The organism is Saccharospirillum alexandrii (genome assembly GCF_004000275.1).
GTDB classification, from domain to species: domain Bacteria; phylum Pseudomonadota; class Gammaproteobacteria; order Pseudomonadales; family Natronospirillaceae; genus Saccharospirillum; species Saccharospirillum alexandrii.
Map to the genome: position 1 here is coordinate 501954 of NZ_RCIP01000002.1, position 18787 is coordinate 520740.

Annotated in this window: 17 protein-coding genes; 10 read left to right on the top strand and 7 right to left on the bottom strand. The window is 57.3% G+C overall.

Features of this window, described 5'->3' with window-relative positions; all coding sequences use genetic code 11:
* The 9 genes from EP166_RS10020 (at nt 1) to corA (ending at nt 10924) form a co-directional block, all read left to right on the top strand.
* The gene (locus EP166_RS10020) at nt 1-1083 is read left to right on the top strand and encodes a sn-glycerol-3-phosphate import ATP-binding protein UgpC (RefSeq protein WP_127556674.1); all 1083 of its coding nucleotides are present in this window, start codon (nt 1-3) and stop codon (nt 1081-1083) included.
* Nucleotides 1080-1808 (top strand): glycerophosphodiester phosphodiesterase family protein, encoded by a 729-nt coding sequence (locus tag EP166_RS10025; protein WP_127556675.1) that lies wholly within the window; start codon nt 1080-1082, stop codon nt 1806-1808. The genes EP166_RS10020 and EP166_RS10025 overlap by 4 nt, the downstream gene beginning before the upstream one ends.
* 70 nt (nt 1809-1878) lie before the next feature.
* A complete protein-coding gene (locus EP166_RS10030) occupies nt 1879-2691 on the top strand; it encodes a DeoR/GlpR family DNA-binding transcription regulator (RefSeq protein WP_127556676.1) in 813 nt (270 codons plus the stop codon).
* Nucleotides 2688-3479 (top strand): HAD-IIB family hydrolase, encoded by a 792-nt coding sequence (locus EP166_RS10035; RefSeq protein ID WP_127556677.1) that lies wholly within the window; start codon nt 2688-2690, stop codon nt 3477-3479. The genes EP166_RS10030 and EP166_RS10035 overlap by 4 nt, the downstream gene beginning before the upstream one ends.
* Nucleotides 3480-3485: 6 nt before the next feature.
* Complete coding sequence (locus EP166_RS10040; RefSeq protein WP_127556678.1) at nt 3486-5123, top strand: Na/Pi cotransporter family protein; 1638 nt, start codon at nt 3486-3488, stop codon at nt 5121-5123.
* 137 nt (nt 5124-5260) lie between these two features.
* A complete protein-coding gene (locus EP166_RS10045; protein ID WP_127556679.1) occupies nt 5261-7030 on the top strand; it encodes an SLC13 family permease in 1770 nt (589 codons plus the stop codon).
* Between the two features lie 185 nt (nt 7031-7215).
* Nucleotides 7216-8358 (top strand): S-methyl thiohydantoin desulfurase family protein, encoded by a 1143-nt coding sequence (locus EP166_RS10050; RefSeq protein WP_164743894.1) that lies wholly within the window; start codon nt 7216-7218, stop codon nt 8356-8358.
* The gene (locus EP166_RS10055; RefSeq protein WP_127556681.1) at nt 8345-9856 is read left to right on the top strand and encodes an ATP-binding protein; all 1512 of its coding nucleotides are present in this window, start codon (nt 8345-8347) and stop codon (nt 9854-9856) included. The genes EP166_RS10050 and EP166_RS10055 overlap by 14 nt, the downstream gene beginning before the upstream one ends.
* Before the next feature lie 117 nt (nt 9857-9973).
* Nucleotides 9974-10924 carry a magnesium/cobalt transporter CorA gene (corA, locus tag EP166_RS10060; protein WP_127556682.1) on the top strand — a complete coding sequence of 317 codons (951 nt, stop codon included), beginning with the start codon at nt 9974-9976 and terminating at the stop codon, nt 10922-10924.
* A 10-nt stretch (nt 10925-10934) separates the two neighbouring features.
* Here corA and EP166_RS10065 read toward each other — a convergent pair whose 3' ends face one another.
* From EP166_RS10065 to EP166_RS10095, 7 genes are all read right to left on the bottom strand, one after another.
* Complete coding sequence (locus tag EP166_RS10065; RefSeq protein WP_127556683.1) at nt 10935-11903, bottom strand: calcium/sodium antiporter; 969 nt, start codon at nt 11901-11903, stop codon at nt 10935-10937.
* 213 nt (nt 11904-12116) lie between these two features.
* Nucleotides 12117-13526: an FAD-dependent oxidoreductase gene (locus EP166_RS10070; protein ID WP_127556684.1), complete on the bottom strand. Its 1410-nt coding sequence runs from the start codon at nt 13524-13526 to the stop codon at nt 12117-12119.
* Nucleotides 13523-14470, bottom strand: coding sequence for a polysaccharide deacetylase family protein (locus EP166_RS10075; protein ID WP_127556685.1), 948 nt, complete (start codon nt 14468-14470; stop codon nt 13523-13525). The genes EP166_RS10070 and EP166_RS10075 overlap by 4 nt, the downstream gene beginning before the upstream one ends.
* Entirely contained in the window at nt 14470-15414 is a 945-nt protein-coding gene (locus EP166_RS10080) for a polysaccharide deacetylase family protein (protein WP_127556686.1), read from the bottom strand. The genes EP166_RS10075 and EP166_RS10080 overlap by 1 nt, the downstream gene beginning before the upstream one ends.
* Nucleotides 15415-15426: 12 nt before the next feature.
* Complete coding sequence (locus EP166_RS10085; RefSeq protein WP_127556687.1) at nt 15427-16098, bottom strand: isochorismatase family protein; 672 nt, start codon at nt 16096-16098, stop codon at nt 15427-15429.
* 34 nt (nt 16099-16132) lie between these two features.
* On the bottom strand, nt 16133-17029 hold the full coding sequence (locus EP166_RS10090; RefSeq protein WP_127556688.1) for an isocitrate lyase/PEP mutase family protein: 897 nt from the start codon (nt 17027-17029) through the stop codon (nt 16133-16135).
* Nucleotides 17030-17169: 140 nt separating this feature from the next.
* Nucleotides 17170-17727 carry a tautomerase family protein gene (locus EP166_RS10095; RefSeq protein WP_127556689.1) on the bottom strand — a complete coding sequence of 186 codons (558 nt, stop codon included), beginning with the start codon at nt 17725-17727 and terminating at the stop codon, nt 17170-17172.
* 147 nt (nt 17728-17874) lie between these two features.
* Here EP166_RS10095 and EP166_RS10100 point away from each other — a divergent pair, with 147 nt between their 5' ends.
* Nucleotides 17875-18666, top strand: a complete 792-nt coding sequence (locus tag EP166_RS10100) for a GntR family transcriptional regulator (RefSeq protein WP_127556690.1) — start codon at nt 17875-17877, stop codon at nt 18664-18666.
* Nucleotides 18667-18787: the final 121 nt, after the last annotated feature.

The window sequence follows — 18787 nt, forward strand, 5'->3', positions numbered from 1 at the left end:
GTGGCCACAGTTTCATTGAAAAACATCAACAAAACCTACGCCAACGGTCATCAGGCAATCGAGAACTTGAACCTCGATATTACCGATGGCGAAATGCTGGTACTGGTCGGGCCCTCCGGTTGCGGTAAATCCACGTCGCTGCGCATGGTGGCCGGGCTGGAAACCATTACCGGCGGCGACCTCTACATCGACGATGTTCGCGTGAATGACCTGGAACCTTCCGAGCGCGACATCGCCATGGTGTTCCAGAATTACGCACTCTACCCACACATGACGGTGTTTCAGAACATGGCCTATGGCCTGAAAAACCGTAAGGTACCCAAAGACGAGATTCAGAAAAAGGTCGAGAAAGCGGCCGAGATTCTTGAAATCACCAATTTGCTGCATAACAAACCCGGCCAACTTTCCGGCGGACAACGCCAGCGTGTTGCCATGGGCCGCGCCATTGTGCGCAACCCCAAGGTGTTTCTGTTTGACGAGCCACTGTCGAACCTGGATGCCAAACTGCGAGTACAGATGCGCATCGAAATAAAACGCCTGCAGCAGGAATTTGCGACCACCGCTATTTATGTGACGCACGATCAGGTTGAAGCGATGACTCTGGCTGACCGGTTGGTGGTGATGAACGAAGGCAACGTCGAACAGGTTGGCCCGCCGATCGAACTCTATGAAAAGCCGGCCACGCAATTTGTGGCGGGCTTTCTCGGTTCACCGGCCATGAACTTTCTCGACGCCAGCCTGAACGGCAACCGGCTAACCCTGTCAGCTGATGTGGTGCTGGAGCTGAACGACCCGAACCTGCCTGCCGATGCGCACGACCTCGACGTGGTGCTGGGTATTCGCCCCGAACACATGGAAGCCTGCGAGGAAGCCGAAGCCGACTTCACGCTCAGTGTCGACATGATTGAACCCCTGGGTGCAGACACCTTGTTGTACGGCTATTTCCCGGGTACGGAATCGCTGATCACCTCGGAGCAGCCTGGCAAGCAGCAATTCAAACGTGGCCATCGCCTGGCCTTACGCGTCGACCGGGAGCGTTGCCACCTGTTCGACAAGGCCACCGGCAAGAGGTTGGGTTCATGATAGCCAGCCGCCTGATCGCGCATCGCGGTGCCTCGTTACTGGCACCGGAAAATACTCTCGGGGCGATGACCAAAACCTACGAGATCGGCACACCCTGGGTGGAAATCGACGTCAACCGCCTGGGTGATGGCACTCTGGTGATGTTTCACGACGACCAGCTCGGCCGACTCACCTCGGCCCGGGGCCGGCTGTGCGACCAGCGCTGGGACGATGTGAAAGCGCTGGATATCGGCAGCCATTTTTCGGCTGACTACAGCGGTGAACGCATGGCGACGCTTAGTCAGGCGCTGGATCATATTCAGGCGCTGGGGCTCGGCCTGAACCTTGAGATCAAGGTCTACCCGGAGTTCACGCCCGAGCAAATTGTGTTCGATACCATCAAGGTGCTGGATACTCAGTGGCATGACACAGACAAACTGCTGATCTCGAGTTTCAACTCCGAGGTGCTGAATTTGTTGCACCATTGGCGGCCCGACTGGCAATGCGGCCATCTGTGGGAGCGTATTCCCAAAGACTGGGCAGAGATTGCCGAAGACCTGAATCTGGTGAGTGTGCATTGTGACCACCGCCACCTGACGGAAGAGCAGATACGCCAGATTCGCACCAGCGGTCTCGACCTGTATTGCTACACCGTAAACGAGCCCGAGCGGGCAGCGCACCTTCTGCAGCTGGGCGTTGATGGTATTATCACCGACGACCCGCTGTTGCTCGGCGCCAGCCGGTAACACCACAAGGGGACACTGGCGCTCGTTGTGGCCATCCTGAACCCTGTTTATGCACCGGAACCGTGAGCCGATGAAAATCACAGAACGCCAACAAGCCATTCTCGACTGGGCACAGCTGCAGGAGCATCTTGAAGTGGATGCCCTGGTTGACCGGTTTGGGGTAACGCCGCAAACCATTCGACGCGACATCAACCAGCTGTGCGAAAGCGGGCTGTTGCGACGGCGTTATGGCGGCGTCAGCCTACCCTCTTCGGTGTCCAATTTGTCGTTCACGTCACGCCAGGTGCTGAACCAGTTCGCCAAACAATCCATGGCCCGCAAAGTCGCGGCGATGATTCCGGACAACTCCTCGGTATTTCTGGGCATCGGCACCACCCTGGAGTTTGTAGCGCGGGAGCTGTCGCAGCACCAGGGGCTGAAAGTGCTGACCAACAACCTCAACATAGCCTCGTTGCTGTGCAACTGCCCCAACATCGATGTCATTGTCTCCGGCGGTCAGCTGCGCCACAACGACCATGATGTGGTGGGCCAGGAAACCACCCGCTTCTTTTCCGATTACTACGCCGACTATGGCCTCATCGGCACCGGCAGCCTCGACCCGGAGCGCGGCCTGATGGATTTCGACATGCGCGAAGCCCAGATCAGCCGCGCCATTCTCGATAACAGCCGGCACCGGGTGCTGGTTGCCGATGCCAGCAAATGGGAACGCCAGGCGCTGGCCCGGGTTGCCCCCTTTACCGCCCTGGACTGGTTCGTGACCGATCAGCTCCCCGACGGCCGGTCCGACTGGCGACCCACGGCACTGACCGTTTTTGAAACCGGCAACCCGGCGGATGATTCAAATACAGCTCCTACTGACACAGAGGTCACCCCCACCGAATGAAAACTCTGGATTTTAGCCAGGCGCGGTTCCTGTTAACCGACGTCGACGACACCCTGACCACCCACGGCCGACTGCTGCCGCAAACCTACCAGGCGCTCTGGGCACTGGCCGACGCCGGCATTCATATTATTCCGGTGACCGGTGGCTGCGCCGGCTGGTGCGACCAGATTATTCGTACCTGGCCAGTGGCCGGTGTCATTGGCGAAAGCGGTGGCTTTTATATCGTCAAAGACCCAGAGCAACGCACGCGCTGGCACTACTGGCAGGACCTGGCAACACACCGGGCGGACCAGGCAGCCATCGTGCAGACGGTCGACAAGCTGGCACTGCCGTTTGAGGTGACGTACGCTAAAGACCAATCGTTCCGGCACGTTGATGTCGCGATCGATTACAACCAGGACACTCGTCTGACGCCAGTGCAGGCCGACACCGTGGTACACTCACTGCGCCAGGCCGGGTTCAGCGTGAAAAAGAGCTCGATCCACATCAATGTCTGGCGCGGTGCCTTCGATAAAGGTGCCATGGCTCGCCGAATGCTAACCGAGCAATGGCAACTGACCGATACCCAGATGCAACAGCAAGTCGTCTTCGTCGGCGATGCCCCCAACGATGAAAGCATGTTCGAGTTTTTCCCGAACTCGGTGGGCGTTGCCAATATTGCCCGACACCTTGAGCACATGACGCACCACCCGAAAGCCATAACACCCTCTGCCTCGGGCGATGGGGTGACTGAACTGATACAGACCTGGCTGGCAACCAAAGGCCAGGCGACAACACTGGGACAATAACGGAACATGGGTGTTCTGATTCAACTGGCCGGCGCCATTGCCCTGCTGCTGTGGGGCATACGCATGGTCCAAACCGGTTTCAGCCGGCTGCTGGGCAGCCGCATGGAACGTCTGCTGCGCAAAACCACCCGCAATCGCCCACTCGCCTTCAGCAGCGGTGTCAGCGCGGCGTTTCTGTTGCAATCCTCGACGGCGGTTGTGTTGATGGTCGGCGGCTTTACCGCCTCCAACATGATGACGCTTACGGCGGCACTGGCCACCGTACTCGGCGCTGAATTCGGCGCCAGCCTGGCGGCGTTTCTGCTCAACCTCGATGTTCAGGCGCTGGCGTTACCGCTGGTACTGCTCGGTTTTGTCTTTTTCAAAAACAGCACAAGCAGGGCCTGGAAACACACCGGGCGCATTACCATTGGTGTTGGTCTGGTGTTGCTGTCCCTTGATCTGATTGGCCAGTCCACCTCGATGCTGAGCCACAGCGATATCACGACGCTGATCATCAACCGGGTAGAATCCGACTCGGCACTGGCCATTACCATGCTGGCCATTCTGACCTGGCTGATTCACTCCACCCTGGCCAGCGTGTTGCTGATTGCCCAGTTTGTCAGCGACGATGCGATCAGCATGAATGCGGGGCTGTTTATGTTGCTGGGTGCGAACCTCGGCGGTGCTATGCCCGCCTTGGTCGCCGGCTGGTCGCTGAACCGCAAGGGCCGACAGGTGGTGATCGGCAATCTGATCTTCCGCGGTATCGCCATGGTACTTGGTTTGCTGATGTTGACGCTGACGGCCGGGCATCTGAGCGACTTCCTGCCCGGCGGCTCTGTTGGCGTCGTCGTCGCGCACAGTCTATTGAATCTGATCAACGGCCTGCTGCTCCTGCTGTTCCTGCCCTGGTTGCTGCCGCTGATCAGCCGCACGGCCCCCGGCGAGGAAGAAGGCACCGATTTGTCGCAGGAAGACGAGATGCCCATTTACCTCGCCATTGACGATATTCACAACCCGCGCCGGGCAATCGCCAACGTGCGCAACGAGGCGATGCACATTGCCGATGTTGTGTTTCGCATGCTGAACAACAGCATGGATGCGTTTGACGACAAGGATCTGGCCCGCCAGATCAGTGAACTCGACGACGACATCGACCGGCTGCATCGCGAAGCCCTGAATTACATTCTGTCGATCGATAAGTCGGATCATTCCCATTCGACGCAACCGCTGCGCCGTGAAATCATCATCTACATGACCAACCTGGAACACATTGGCGACATCATCGATGCCAGTCTGATGCACCAGGCGCGCACCAAAGTGCGCAACAATGTGGCGTTCAATGCTGAAGAAAAAGCCGTACTCAACCGATTGCACGATGAGCTGGTCGATGCGTTTCGTCTGTCGCAAGCGGTATTTACGAGCGATAGCCTGACCCTCGCCCAGGACTTGCTCGCCGTGAAGCGCAATTACCGTACCGAAATCATGGCCGCGCGCCATGCTCACCTCGACCAGTTGGGCGGCCACCATTCGGAAAACCTTCTGTCGACTCAGATCTTCATCGACGTACTGCGCGATATGCAACGCATCTGTTCCCACCTGACAGCGGTGGCCTACCCGGTGATCAAGCGCAAGAAAGCCGAAGTCGCCTCGACTGAATAACATCAGGCGCAGAGGACAAGCCGTTTCAGTGACAGCCTCCTTATACCAATTAGTTAGCAGTAGATTCTTTTTAATTCATTTATAGAATCATCGGCCTTGGTTACTCTTGGGGTTTTCCGAGCGGGAGCACCCCCTGAATGACCTGGCAAGGCTGCGCCACCATTGCACTGGCATTGATCGCCCTGGCGGCGATGGCCAGCGGTCGTTATGCGCCGCATTGGGTAATGCTGGCAGTGATGATTGTGCTCAGTGCCAGCGGCATTATCAGCCCCGAAGCCGCCCTTGCCGGGTTCAGCAACACCGGCGTGATGACCGTGGCTGCCTTGTTTGTGGTCGCCGCCGGCATTCATAACTCGGGCGGTGTGGATGTACTGGTGCACCGCTTTCTGGGCCGGCCCGCCTCTACCCGAAGCGCCCAGGCGCGCATTATCTTCCCGGTCGCGCTGCTCAGTGGCTTTCTGAACAACACCCCCGTCGTTGCGACGCTGATTCCGGCCATTCACGCCTGGTGCCGCCGTATTGGCATTGCCCCGTCCAAACTGATGATTCCGCTGAGCTATGCCGCCATTCTGGGTGGCACTCTCACGCTGATGGGCACCAGCACCAATCTGGTGGTCAACGGCCTGTACCGGGATCTGACCGGTGATACCTCACTGTCGCTGTTTTCCATCACCGCCATTGGCCTACCCGTGGCGCTGATTGGCCTGGTCGCCATTATCTGGGTCTTTCCCCGGGTTCTACCGGAGCGGCAGGATGCCCAGAAATTTGGTTCACTGCGGGAGTTTACGCTGGAAGTGCGGGTGAACCCGACCGGGCCCCTGGTGGGTAAAACCGTCGATTCGGCCGGTTTGCGTAACCTCGACCGCTTGTATCTGGTCGAGATTGAACGCCAGGGCAGCGTGGTGACGGCGGTGCCTTCGGAAGAGCGACTGATGGGCGGCGACCGCCTGGTATTTGCCGGGGAAACCCAGGCCATTTCCGACCTGTTACGCATTCAGGGCATTGTGCCTTCCACCCACGATGACGAGCCCAGCCTCGACCAGCACCGGGCCGAGCGCCGTCTGGTTGAAGCGGCGCTCTCGCCCCGGTCTGATGTCATTGGCCAGACCATTCGCGATGCCCGCTTTCGGGACCGCTTTGGCGCTGTGGTACTGGCCGTGGCCCGTCACGGTAAACGAGTGCAGGGGAATCTGGGCAACATTCGGCTGCAAGCGGGCGATGTGCTGTTGCTGGAAGCCCGGCCGGCTTTTGTCAGCCGCCAGCACTACGCTCAGGATTTCCTGCTGATCAACGATCTCGAGACCGAGCGCCCGCGTCACGATAAAGCGGGCCTCGCCTGGGTGATACTGACTGCCGTGGTTCTCAGTGCCACGTTCGGCCTGCTGAGCATTCTCAATGCGGCGCTGCTGGGAGCCTCAGCCATGATTGCTACCGGCTGCCTGCGTGTCAGCCAGATTCAGAAAAGCCTGGATGCGCCTGTACTGCTAACCATTGCGGCCTCGTTCGCACTGGGTAACGCGCTGCAGATAACCGGAGCGGCCGCAGTAATCGCCCAGTGGCTGGTGTCACTGAGTGGCGGCGATACCCTGCTGATGCTGATCATGGTGTATTTTACCGTATCGGTGCTGACCGAAATCATCACCAACAACGCCGCAGCCGTGGTGATGGTGCCCATTGTTCTGTCGATTACCAGTGCCGCGAACGTAGCCGCCGAACCCTTTATCATCGCTGTGATGATGGCCGCCTCGGCCAGCTTCGCCACCCCGCTCGGCTACCAGACAAACCTCATGGTCATGGGGCCAGGCGGTTACCGGTTCAGCGACTATCTGAAGGTCGGCCTGCCCATGAACCTCCTGATTGGCGCGTCAACTCTGGTGGTGATCAGCCTGCGCTACGGCCTGATTTGATCGATCCGGGTCGTACCGGGCATTTTTCACTAGTACCGAACGCTGCATCCCCCTAAACTGGCCTCAGGATGCTCAAAAAACATCCTTCAGCACCCATTAAAACGCTGTCCGTAGCGGGGCCTTGACCGGGCACTTGCCTGAAGGAGTCGCGGCCAGCGTTACAAACAAAAACCCGGAGGATGGGGATGCCGACCGTACTGAGTTTTGACGACCTGGATAACCTGATCGAAGGCGCCGCCTTTATGGGCAGCGGCGGCGGCGGCCCGCTGCCACTGGCGCGCAGTCTGCTGGCCACCATGAAGCAGCAAGGCATGAACCCAACGCTGGTGGAATGGGCTGAAGTACCCGGCAATTACCGGGTGGCAACCACCGCTGGTATTGGCTCGCCCAACGCGGCTGAGTCGGTCCAATCGCCCTTTACCATCGCCCCCAAACGCATGATTGAAGCCCTGGAGCAGGCGCTGGGATACTCAATTGAGTGTCTGATTCCCGGCGAAACCGGCCCCATGAACAGCCTGATCCCGATGATGGCAGCCGCGCAATTGGGCATACCTGTGCTCAATGGCGACGGCGCTGGCCGGGCCATGTCTACGCTGGCAATGAGTACTTTTAATGCCGTCGCGGCCACTCAGCCCTACCTGCTGGGTAATGAAACCGAAACCCAGGCCGACCAGGTCACTGCCCAGCTTACCGTGCAATCGCCAGAGCAGGCCGATGCGCTGACGCGCGGCATTGTCAGCGAGGCCAGTTTCGGCTCAAGCGGTGCCTTTGCCACCTGGCCTTCGACCGCCAGCCAGCTGGGAAAAGTGGCGGTACAAGGCTCGGTCGGCCAGGCAATGGACGTCGGCCGCCTGCTGAAACAGGTGCGCGCGCAGGGAGCAGACCCGGTATCCGCCTTACAGCAGTACTTTGGCAGCCGGATGCGTTGCCTTTATACCGGCAAGTTGACCCAAGTCGACAGCCACACCGCCCAGGGCTTTGACATTACCCAGGTGCGAATGGCCAGCGACGGCCAGCCGGGGCTGACACTCTACGCCCTGAACGAATCGATGATGGCCTGGCGCGACGATCTGGCGCACCCGCTGGCCGTTGGGCCAGACAGCTTGTGCTGGGTGACCGAAGACGGCGTACCCTTCTCAAATGCCACCCTGAATGACTACCTGAGCCCGACTGCACCGACCCTGCACCTGATTGGGCTCAGTGCCGTTCCCCAGTTGCTGACACCCAGCATTCTGGCAGCCTATCGGGCTGCGCTGCTGCCTATGGGCTACCCGGGCCCTTACCAGCCGTTGTCTTACTGGGAAGAAGCTGAACATGGACGTCATTGAGCAGCTGTTTTTCCGGGGAATGTGGCAAAACACCCGGGACACCATGTTCCTGATACTGGTGAAAGACGATGACTTTTTCATCCACAACATCAACCCGGTTCTAGAAGCCGCCGTTGGTGTCACCAGCGATCAGTTGTCGGGCACCCGGGTTGCCGATTTTCTGCCGGATCACAAGGTGCAGATTGAACGCTATCGCAAGTGCCAGCGTGAAGATAAAGCCATTTATTATGAAGAAGCCGGGGTCGCCCCGGATGGCTCGGTTCACTACTTTCACACCATGCTGGTGCCTGTGTGGCATGAGGGCAACCAGTATTTGCTTGGTTCCTCGCGCAACATCGATGACATAAAAGAAGCCGAAACCATTCTGGCCCACGCCAAAGAAGAGGCGGAATCAGCCAACCGGGCCAAGAACCTGTTTTTGGCCAACATGAGCCACGAGCTGCGCACCCCACTGAACGGCATTGTTGGCACCGTCTCATTGCTGCGCGCACGCAGCCAGGACCCGGAATTGCTCGAAAACCTCGACCTGGTCGAACGGTCTGCCGCCGCGATGGAACGATTGACCGCCGATATTCTGGATCTGTCGAAAATCGAGAATAACCGGCTCGATATTGATCTGGCCCCCTGCAACCTGCGGGAGCCCGTTCGTGATTCCTTTGTACTGGTGCAACAGCAGGCGGAAGACAAGCAACTCGAGTATGCCTGTGTGGTAGACGACAACCTGCCCGGCCTGGTTCTGGCCGACGCAGCGCGCATTCGCCAGATACTGTCCAACCTGTTGACCAATGCCATTAAATTTACCGACAGCGGCAAAGTAGAGCTGGCGGTTCATTACGAGCAAAAAACGCCGGAGACCGGCATCGTCAACTTTAAGGTGAGCGACAACGGTATTGGCATTCCGCACGAGAAACTGGCCAACGTCGGTATTCCGTTTTACCAGATCAGCCCGGAGCGCAACCGCGGGCACGAAGGCTCGGGTATTGGGTTGTCGGTGTGCAAATCGCTGGCGGAACTGATGGACGGCCGCTTTCACATCGAAAGCCAGTCCGGCAAAGGCACCGAGGTCAGCGTGCACCTTCCCGTGCGTCTGGTTCAAAGCAGCGCAGATTCGGACCAGGCACCACAGCTCGGCATTCCCAGCGGGCTGTGCATTCTGGTGGCCGAAGACAACCCGGCCAACCAGATCATCATTCGACGCATGGTTCAGTTCCTTGAGGCCGATGTTGAAGTAGTGAATACCGGGCTTGCTGCCATCAACCGCATTAAAGAGAAACCCTTCGATCTGGTGTTAATGGACATTAACATGCCCGAGATGGATGGCATTACGGCCACCCAGCAACTTCGCTCTTTGGGCTACACTCTGCCCATTGTCGCGCTTACGGCGGCCGTTATCGATGAAGAGCGCCGGGCTTGTTCGGCTGCCGGGATGAATGGTTTCATTCCAAAACCCGTGCGCATCGAAACCCTGAGAGCCGCGATTCGCAGTGCCCTGCCCTGATTCAGCCGGCATGTCACCGGGTTCACATGGCAATGCATTGACCGCTCGCCAGAGGTGAGTTTGAACGATGTTCCCGGTACAGTGGGTCTACCCGTATGACGTTCAGGATTCTGCATCATGTTGCGACTGTTTAAGCTCGACCAGAACACCATTCACCAGTTACCCAACGATGAACTCACTGAAAGCAGCATTGCTGATGCCGACTGGCTGGACGCCCACGAACCCGATTCTGGCGAGCGCGAACTGATTAACGCGCTGATGCGTTCGGATCTGCCGCAAAGCAGTGATGTGTCACAAATTGAATCGTCCGCCCGCTACTTTGTAGACGACGAGGGCGTTCACGTTCACTCCCTGTTTTTAAGCCACTCGGAAGGCCGGCATAAAACCGCGACCGTTGCGTTTATTTTGCAACCCAAACGCCTGATCACGGTACGCGAAGGCAAGCTCGCCGACTTCCGCCTGCTGCGCTTGCGCGCTCGGCGCGGCCAGGTTGAAGCCGCGTCTCCATCCGAGCTGATGATGACCATTTTCGAACAGAAGGTGGAGAACCTGGCCGACTTCATTGAAGACATTCACCGGGATCTGGAAAGCGTCAGCAAGGTGGTTCTGGAAGAAGAGGATTCCGACCTGGAATGGGCGATTGACCAACTGGCCAAGCTGGAAGACAGCAATGGCAAGATCCGCCTGTGTCTGATGGATACGCAACGCTCCCTGACCTTCCTGCAACGCCAGGTGCGCAGCCGGCTCTCCACCTCGGAACTGTGCAATGAAGTGCTGCACGACATCGAGACCCTGCTGACTCACACCAGCTTTCTGTTCGACAAGATCAACTTTCTGATGGATTCCACCCAGGGGTTTATCAACATCAATCAGAACAAGATCATCAAGACGTTTTCCATCGCAGCGGTGGTGTTTTTGCCACCCACCCTGGTGGCCAGCATCTATGGCATGAACTTCAATGTCATGCCGGAACTGAACTGGATGCTGGGCTACCCGATGGCACTGGTGTTAATGCTGGCCTCCGGCATTGCCCCCTATTGGTTCTTTAAGCACAAGGGTTGGTTGTGACGCAGGTTCATCAGCTGAACATCGTGCTGATCAGGTATCCGGTGTAGGCAACATAAGCCGCCACCAAAGCTCCGCCTTCAACCCGATTAATGCGCCCCGGGCCACGGAAACCATAGCCGAACAGGAACAGCAACAGTGTCAGACCGGCCATTACCATGATGTCACGCGAGAACACTTCGGGACCAACCGACAAGGGGCTGATTAAACCGGCAATGCCGACAACCGCCAGGGTGTTGAACAGGTTTGACCCGATGATGTTGCCGATGGCGATGTCATGCTCACCTTTGCGGGCGGCGATAATCGACGAGGCAAATTCAGGTAGTGAGGTGCCAACAGCCACGATGGTCAAACCGATGATCAGATCACTCACACCCAGACTCTGAGCAATGGACACCGCCCCCCAAACCAGAATGCGTGAGCTGATAATCAACAGTACCAGACCAATACCCAGCCACATCAGGGCGCGCTTCAACGGCAGGGGTTGCGCCGTCAGCTCTTGTGCCACCTCGGCTGCCAAAGCATCCGTTGGCTGACGCAGGCTTTGTCGAATGGTCCAGCCCATCAATCCCGCAAACACGGCAACCAGCACGACCGCATCCAGCCGGGTAAGTGTTCTATCCCAGATTTGCCAGGCAGCCAGAGCCGTTACCGCCATGAGAATCGGCAATTCTTTGCGCAGTACCTGAGAGTGCACAGCGATCGGGCTGATCAGCGCGGTAACGCCCAGAATCAACGCGATGTTGGTAATGTTCGAGCCATAGGCATTACCCAGCGCGATGCCCGGGTTTCCCTGACTGGCTGCCAGCGCCGAGACCACCATTTCCGGGGCCGATGTGCCGAAACCCACCACGACCATACCGATCAATAAGGGTGGCATGCCAAAATGACGCGCCGTTGAGGACGCGCCACCGACAAACCGGTCGGCACTCCAAACCAGCAGCATTAAGCCGAAGACGATGGCAAGAATGGGTAGAAACATGGTGCTTCCCTGGTGTTCGTTTGCAGAGGCAGACTCGAATGAGTGCTGCGTGGCCGGGGTATCCCGACGCAGGGCAGTGTAGTCTGAAAAGCAGGGTTTAACAGGTGGATTTATCTCAATAGAAGCGCCAGCATCAGTTGAAGAAAGAGCCTGCGTTGTCAGCGCTGGCCCTGTTTGCTGGTTGCCATTGAGTTCACCTTGGTGGCTATACGATCAACGTGAGTCAGCCAGCATCGCGGCTGCCGTGCGACCGGCAATGCCTCCCATCACAATGGCATGCAACAACCCGTTCCCCGACAGATACCCGGTATCGTTACTGCCAGAAACACCGCGTGCGGCACCACCGGCTGCCAGGAGATTCGGCAACACCTCACCCGCTTTATCAACTACCCGGCCGTCTGGGGTAATCTCTAGCCCACCCTGGGTATGGAACAAGGCTCCGGTGACCCGAATGGCGCAGTAAGGCGGTTTTAACAAATCCTGCGCCGCAAAGGTGCGACCAAACCGATCGCTCTGGCCACTCTCTGCGAGACTCGCCATCTCAGAAAATGTGGCTTGAAGGACGGCGAGGTCCATGTTCAATCCACGAGCCATGTCTTCTAGGGATTCGAAGGTCTTGACCGATCGCGTTGCCATCGCATTTTGATAGTCTTCAAACCGGGTCAGGTAATCATGAATACGTTCATCGTATACGTTCCAGGCGTGTTGAGTCGGCTGCGACAATACTTTGGCGGCTTGCTCGGAATACCCGCCGTGCTCATTGGAAAAGCGATGACCATGGATATTGATCTGAATACCACCTTGCATCATCACCGCCCAGGAAATGAGGGTTTGCGGTGGGTCGGCGAGCGATCCATGCCCCTGAAAAGCCCCCAGATCTTTCAGACTGGCCCCCAGTTGCTCGCCCCAGCGAATGGCATCGCCCTGGTTCCCCTCGTGCCCATAGTAAAGGGCACGTTCCATCTGCGGCAGGTACTGTTTGACCAGAGTCTGATTACCGCCATACCCGTTACAAGCGAGCAAGAGCGTATCACAGCCCAATGTTTCACGAGATCCATCCGGCTGTTCATAGGTCAGGCCGGTAATCCGACCGTCGGCCTTCGCATAAAGATCCGTCACCAGCGCATCCGTGATAATGTCGATACCCGCGTTTTCAGCGGCCGTCAGCAAGGCGCCCATCAACTCTTCGCCGGTACGGCGAGGCGTGCAATGCATGCGTTCGGCACTGTGACCCGGATACAAAAACCCTTGCACCAGCTCAAACGGAATATCGTGACGGTCAGCTAGCCATTCGATGATGCCCGCCGACTGCTCAGCAAGGGTAGTCACAATGGCTGGATCAGCTTCGTTACCATTCTTCTTTTGAATGTCGCCAGCCATAATGTCGGCAGAATCAACGACACCGACGGCCATCTGAAAGCGGGTACCGGCAGCGGGCACAAAACCGGAGGACATGGATGTGCTGCCCCGTGGAAAGGCATCACGCTCAAGCACCACCAGTTCAATGCCGGCTTCTTTGGCCGCCAGTGCCGCCACCAGTCCACAGGCACCGGCGCCGACAATGACCAGCGGCATGCTGAAGTCGAATTCAGACGGTTTACTCCCGGTATGCACCGCACTCATGACGATGCCTCGCGACCAGAGCCCTGTTGTCCCTGAAAGGCCTGAAGTATCTCGCCAGAACCGGTCTGCCAAACAGCGTCATGACCGGACACGTACTCCAGAACCTCTTCGAGGCATCCAATACGATGCGGTTGCCCCATCATCCAGGGGTGGATATTCAGCCCCAGCATCCGCCCACCCTGAGTAGCCGACTCTTCCAACAGAAAATCGAAGGCGTCTTTTACCTGTTGCACCCAGGAATCTTCCGAATGCAGGTTGTTGCCAATGACGAACTGGTCTTCAAGCTCAGTGGGCAGCGGCATCATCATTAGGTCGCCCTGTTCGGTCCGGAACGGGTACGGCATTTCGTCGTTGACCCAGTCGCAACAGTACCGAACGCCTTCAGCGGTCAACAAATCCGGCGTATTCTCACTCTGGTTTTTGGCCGGGCTCAGCCAACCGTCGATGGACTGACCGCTGTGTTTGCGAAGCGTGTCGAGCGTGCGTTTGATCTGCTCCGCCTCCTCGGCTTTATCCTGCCCACCGTAGTGCAAATGATCCATGTTCCAGCCATGGGCCAGCAGCTCAGCACCGGTATCGGCGAGGCGACTCAACAGACTCGGGTACCGTTCGGCTATCTGTCCGTTCAGCGCAAACGTGGGCGTGACGTTGTACCGGTCGAAGGCTTTCAAGAACCGGTAAATGCCCACCCGGTTCCCGTAGTCGCGCAAGGAATAGTGTCGCAAATCCGGGTACGGCATCGTCATGCCGTTTGGCACCTTAAACGGAATGCCACGCTGATTGAGCGGATAGAACTCAACCGATACATTCACCCACACCGCTAATCGTTTGCCATTGGGCCACTGAACCGGGGGGCGATCGGTCAACATCGACCAGTCGTAGCGGTTGTGGTCATTGCCGTACTGGCGCCAGGGGTAGTCGAGGTAGTCGTCTGGCAAGCTCATCAGCGCTGCCCTCCGTTTTGCCGGGCGATCGCCGTGCGAGCGTCGTCATAGCCGTTGGCCAGATAATGCTCGGCAATCTCCCGTCCGGTTGCCACCCACACATCGGAATGGCCGGTGATGTATTCCAGCGCTTCTTCAAACGCCTTGATCCGGTGCGGGCAACTGATCTGGTAATTGTGCGTCGGAATGCACATAACCGTGCCCGATTCAGCCCCCTCTTCATACAAACGATCAAAGTGCCGCTTCAGCATGTTGAGGTAGTGGCGCGGCTCGACCTTATTCACGGCGTAGACAATGGTGTCGTTCATCTCAAGTGAATAGGGCATGGATATAAAGCGTTTTCCCGACCGTACCTGCACCGGTGTCGGCTGGTCGTCATGAAACAGGTCGCAGGTGTAAAAACCGGCGTCGTCACCGAACAGTTCCGTGCCCACTTCGGCAAAGAGGTCCAGGGTGTGCTCCGAATGCGACAGTGCCGGCGCCAGATACCCCGCACACTTCTGGCCGGTGTGGCGATGAATGGTCTCGATGCTATCGCGAATCATCGCCCGTTCCTGATCCTCACTCATGTTGTAGGTGTAGCGCGTGTTGTAGATGCCATGACTGAAAAACTCCCAGTCGCGATCCTTGCAGGCGGCAATGATTTCAGGGTGGTGGTCGCACAGCGCAACCGATAAGGATACCGAACCGCGAATGCCGTATTTTTCAAGCAGATCCATCTGACGTTTATGCCCGACCCGGTTACCCCAGTCACGTATGCTATAGCCGGGTACTGCCGGGTTCGGCTGCGGCCAGGCTTTTCTGGATGGATTGGGTGGTGGGTTCAATTCGTAGAATTCAATATTGGGTGCTACCCAAAACGCCACCCGGGCACCGTTTGGCCAACGGATTTTAGGCCGGTTCTCGTATGCGTAATACTCGTAGGCGTTCAATGATTCCATCATGCGGAGCCCCTCTTACTTGGCGATTTCCTGGTCCAGCCAGGTTTTTACATCCGCGACGGTCATCACGTCCGCGTACTTCAGGTGCAGATCCGTTAGATTTGCGTAGTGGTAGCTTTCGTGTTTATCCGCCACGCATTCTTCCGGAACAATGGTTCTGTACCCACGTGACAGACTCTCGACCGCCGTGGCTCGAATGCACCCGGAAGTGGAGCCACCGGTAATGATCACGGTATCCACCTGATGCCAGACCAATAACGACTGTAAGGGTGTTTCGAAAAAGGCGGACGGCATGCGCTTGGTGTAGATTGGCTCTGTTGTCGGGTCGATGTCGAGCCGGTCATCAAACTCGGCCCGCTCTGAACCGTGCTTGATGTTTTGCAACGAATCCGGCGTGTCGGTTCGGGTTCCCCAGACACCGGCGTCATCGGCGTTGTCCATAAAGGCAACATGCGTCCAGACGACCGGCCAGCCGAGTGTCCTAAAGCGTTTTACCAGATCCATGACGTACGTCATTTGGTTGGGGTCATGTTCATACGCGGTCTTAAACAAATCGGTGCGGGTATAGGCTTTTTGCGGATCCACATTAACCAGCACCGCTTTCTTGCCAAACCCGAAGGGTACGCGTTGCGGATTGGCCATCACTTCGTGGAAAATTTCTTTTGCCGTCTTGTCGGTGGTAATCATACATCGCCTCCTGATCGGTTCATTGCCTCTGCTCCTAGCGCGAAATGTCTTCGTACTGCTGACCCAGTTCCAGCATGGACTGAGTGCCGAGATAATCGTTCAACTCGGTAAAGTTCAACATCTGACTCCGAAAATTATCGGTGGTGCCATCCCGCTTGAGTGTTTCAAAAAACTGGCTGGCCATAAACGTGAAGGCACGGACAAGTGCCCCCGGGAAAATCACCATGGAAAACCCTAACTGTTGAAGCGAGTATGCATCCTGCAAAGGCGTATCACCGCCTTCGACCATATTGGCCATTATCGGCACTTTACCCTGGAAGGCGTTCATGACCCGGGCAATCTGCTCCGCCGAACGAATACCTTCCACGAAGACCATATCGGCGCCGGCTTCATAATAGGCGTGAGCCCGCTCTAGCGCGACCTCAATGCCGTCGGTGGCGATGGCATCCGTTCGACCGATGATCAGCGTCTGGTCACTGTCGCGGGCATCGACAGCCGCCTTCACTTTTCCAGCCATCTCACCGGCACTGACCAGGCTCTTACCTTTTAGGTGCCCACAGCGTTTAGGGTATGTCTGATCTTCGAGTTGTATCGCGTTGGCTCCGGAACGTTCCAGCAGGCGCACACTGCGCATGACGTTCAGGGCGTTACCAAAACCGGTATCACAATCCACCACGATGGAGACGTCATTGCGTTCACGAATGTGCCCCAGTGTGTCATTCACTTCCGACAAGCTCATCAGGCCAATGTCTGGCCGTCCCAGCTTGGTATAGGCCAGGCTGGCGCCGGACAGGTAAACGGTGTCGAAGCCTGCCTGCTGTGCCAGAGAAGCACTCAGAGCGTCGTAAACACCCGGCGCTACGACGATATCAGAATGGTGTAACCGAGTTTTCAGGCTCGAAGCGTGCGAGGTGCTCTGGTCTGCTGTCATAAGTCATTTCATCCAGATAAGTTCAATGTAATGTGCGAACTGGCGCGACAAGCCAACGCGGTTTGTCGCGGTATGTGTCGGTCGGCGCCTGCTACACCGGGCCTTTTTTCACGTCACACTCCGAGAGCGATAACGCGACCTTACTCATTCGCATTGGCCAGATCATTCCAAACGTCCTGTCGAACCAGCAGGCCCGCCTGCAGTTCAAAGCGATCAATGAACCGAATGCCGCTGAACGCGAGGCCATCCAGCCATTCACCGGACAGAGTGCCGTGAGTGGTAACAACGGTGCTGTCCATGCCGTAGGCAACATCGGTCGAGATGATCGTTTTGCTGACGTGCCGGTAACGCCCCTTGGCCCAGTCAACCAATTGCGCCAATGTTCGGAGCTCACCGCTACCGGGAAACGACATAACGAAATCGGCCGCCAGATAGGTCTGCGCCTTTTCGAGGTCCCGCGCCTCCATCGCTGCCAGATATTCAGCAACAACGGCCGCCGCGTCGGGCGCACCAGCACCCGGCTGACGTGATTCCCCTCCCCGGCTGTATTGATCGGACCCAACTTCATGAATCCAAACGGTAATAGCGTCGGGTTTGGCCTGGGTGATGCCTCTGACCACGCCCGTCAGCGCACGCATCAGCCGGTGTTTGATCTCCGGGCTGTAGCCTTTAAGCAGGTTGACCTGAAGCATTGGCATAGGGGATTCTCTCCGCAGCGGCCGTGGTAATGTAGCGGGCATCCACTGCCTTTGTCTTATTTTAATGTACTATACTTAATACATTTATATGTGCTATACCTGTGACCTGTCAAGTAAAGACAGTCTCAGCGCTAACGAGGACCTTACATGGATGCACCCCTTCACTCAGGCGGACCTGGCGGCACCAAGTCGCATCAGTTGTTTTTGCTGCTCAAAGACGCGATCGTGAATGGCCGCATGGCACCGGGCACCAAGTTACCGGGCGAACTGAAGCTGGCGGAAGAACATCGGGTATCACGCGTTACCGTTCGCCGGGCCCTGGACGCCCTGACCGAAGAAGGCCTGATTTATCGAAAACCAGGCATTGGCACCCGCGTTTGCGAACGGCCGGTTGGCGCTACGGTGATGACCGCGAGCGTTTCAAATCTGCTGCCAAACATGGTCAAGCTGGGCGAAAACTCTCGGGTTCGACTGCTTGAATTCGTGTATGAGCAACCGTCTGAAACGATTCGCGAACGGCTTGGGCTTGGCGATGGTGATCGAACCCAGCGCTCTATCCGGGTACGGTTATCGGAAGACAAACCCTTTTCCTATCTGGTTACCAATGTGCCTGAGCGCATTGCGCTCAACTACAGCGAAAGTGATCTGGCCAGCACCCCGTTGTTCGTTTTGCTTGAACGCAGCGGCGTACACGTGGATCACGCGTCTCAAAGTATTTCGGCGACGCTGGCCACCAAAGAAGTGGCCCGCGCCCTGGATGTTTCCGTGGGTTCACCCTTGATATCACTCACCCGGGTTGTATTCGATAAAGCCGGGAATGGGGTCGAACACCTGCAAGCCCTCTACCGCCCCGATCGCTATCGCATTCAGATCGACCTCAACCGGGCCGGCTCAGAGGACGACCGCTACTGGCAAACCATTGACCCTCTGGAGGGGTAAATCGCTCGCCCCTCACCCCCGATTGCATTGAGAGAGTTGACAGACCTAAAATCCTTGGTATACCTTTAATTGTACTATATCTAATACATTTAAATGATCACCTTAATGGTCTCAGCCTTTC

What these genes read in the sequence shown, in the direction of transcription:
- EP166_RS10025 (WP_127556675.1), top strand. Translation starts at nt 1,080, where the DNA reads ATGATAGCCAGCCGCCTGATCGCGCATCGCGGTGCCTCGTTACTGGCA.
- EP166_RS10030 (WP_127556676.1), top strand. Translation starts at nt 1,879, where the DNA reads ATGAAAATCACAGAACGCCAACAAGCCATTCTCGACTGGGCACAGCTG.
- EP166_RS10035 (WP_127556677.1), top strand. Translation starts at nt 2,688, where the DNA reads ATGAAAACTCTGGATTTTAGCCAGGCGCGGTTCCTGTTAACCGACGTC.
- EP166_RS10040 (WP_127556678.1), top strand. Translation starts at nt 3,486, where the DNA reads ATGGGTGTTCTGATTCAACTGGCCGGCGCCATTGCCCTGCTGCTGTGG.
- EP166_RS10045 (WP_127556679.1), top strand. Translation starts at nt 5,261, where the DNA reads ATGACCTGGCAAGGCTGCGCCACCATTGCACTGGCATTGATCGCCCTG.
- EP166_RS10050 (WP_164743894.1), top strand. Translation starts at nt 7,216, where the DNA reads ATGCCGACCGTACTGAGTTTTGACGACCTGGATAACCTGATCGAAGGC.
- EP166_RS10055 (WP_127556681.1), top strand. Translation starts at nt 8,345, where the DNA reads ATGGACGTCATTGAGCAGCTGTTTTTCCGGGGAATGTGGCAAAACACC.
- corA (WP_127556682.1), top strand. Translation starts at nt 9,974, where the DNA reads ATGTTGCGACTGTTTAAGCTCGACCAGAACACCATTCACCAGTTACCC.
- EP166_RS10065 (WP_127556683.1), bottom strand. Translation starts at nt 11,903, where the DNA reads ATGTTTCTACCCATTCTTGCCATCGTCTTCGGCTTAATGCTGCTGGTT.
- EP166_RS10070 (WP_127556684.1), bottom strand. Translation starts at nt 13,526, where the DNA reads ATGAGTGCGGTGCATACCGGGAGTAAACCGTCTGAATTCGACTTCAGC.
- EP166_RS10075 (WP_127556685.1), bottom strand. Translation starts at nt 14,470, where the DNA reads ATGAGCTTGCCAGACGACTACCTCGACTACCCCTGGCGCCAGTACGGC.
- EP166_RS10080 (WP_127556686.1), bottom strand. Translation starts at nt 15,414, where the DNA reads ATGATGGAATCATTGAACGCCTACGAGTATTACGCATACGAGAACCGG.
- EP166_RS10085 (WP_127556687.1), bottom strand. Translation starts at nt 16,098, where the DNA reads ATGATTACCACCGACAAGACGGCAAAAGAAATTTTCCACGAAGTGATG.
- EP166_RS10090 (WP_127556688.1), bottom strand. Translation starts at nt 17,029, where the DNA reads ATGACAGCAGACCAGAGCACCTCGCACGCTTCGAGCCTGAAAACTCGG.
- EP166_RS10095 (WP_127556689.1), bottom strand. Translation starts at nt 17,727, where the DNA reads ATGCCAATGCTTCAGGTCAACCTGCTTAAAGGCTACAGCCCGGAGATC.
- EP166_RS10100 (WP_127556690.1), top strand. Translation starts at nt 17,875, where the DNA reads ATGGATGCACCCCTTCACTCAGGCGGACCTGGCGGCACCAAGTCGCAT.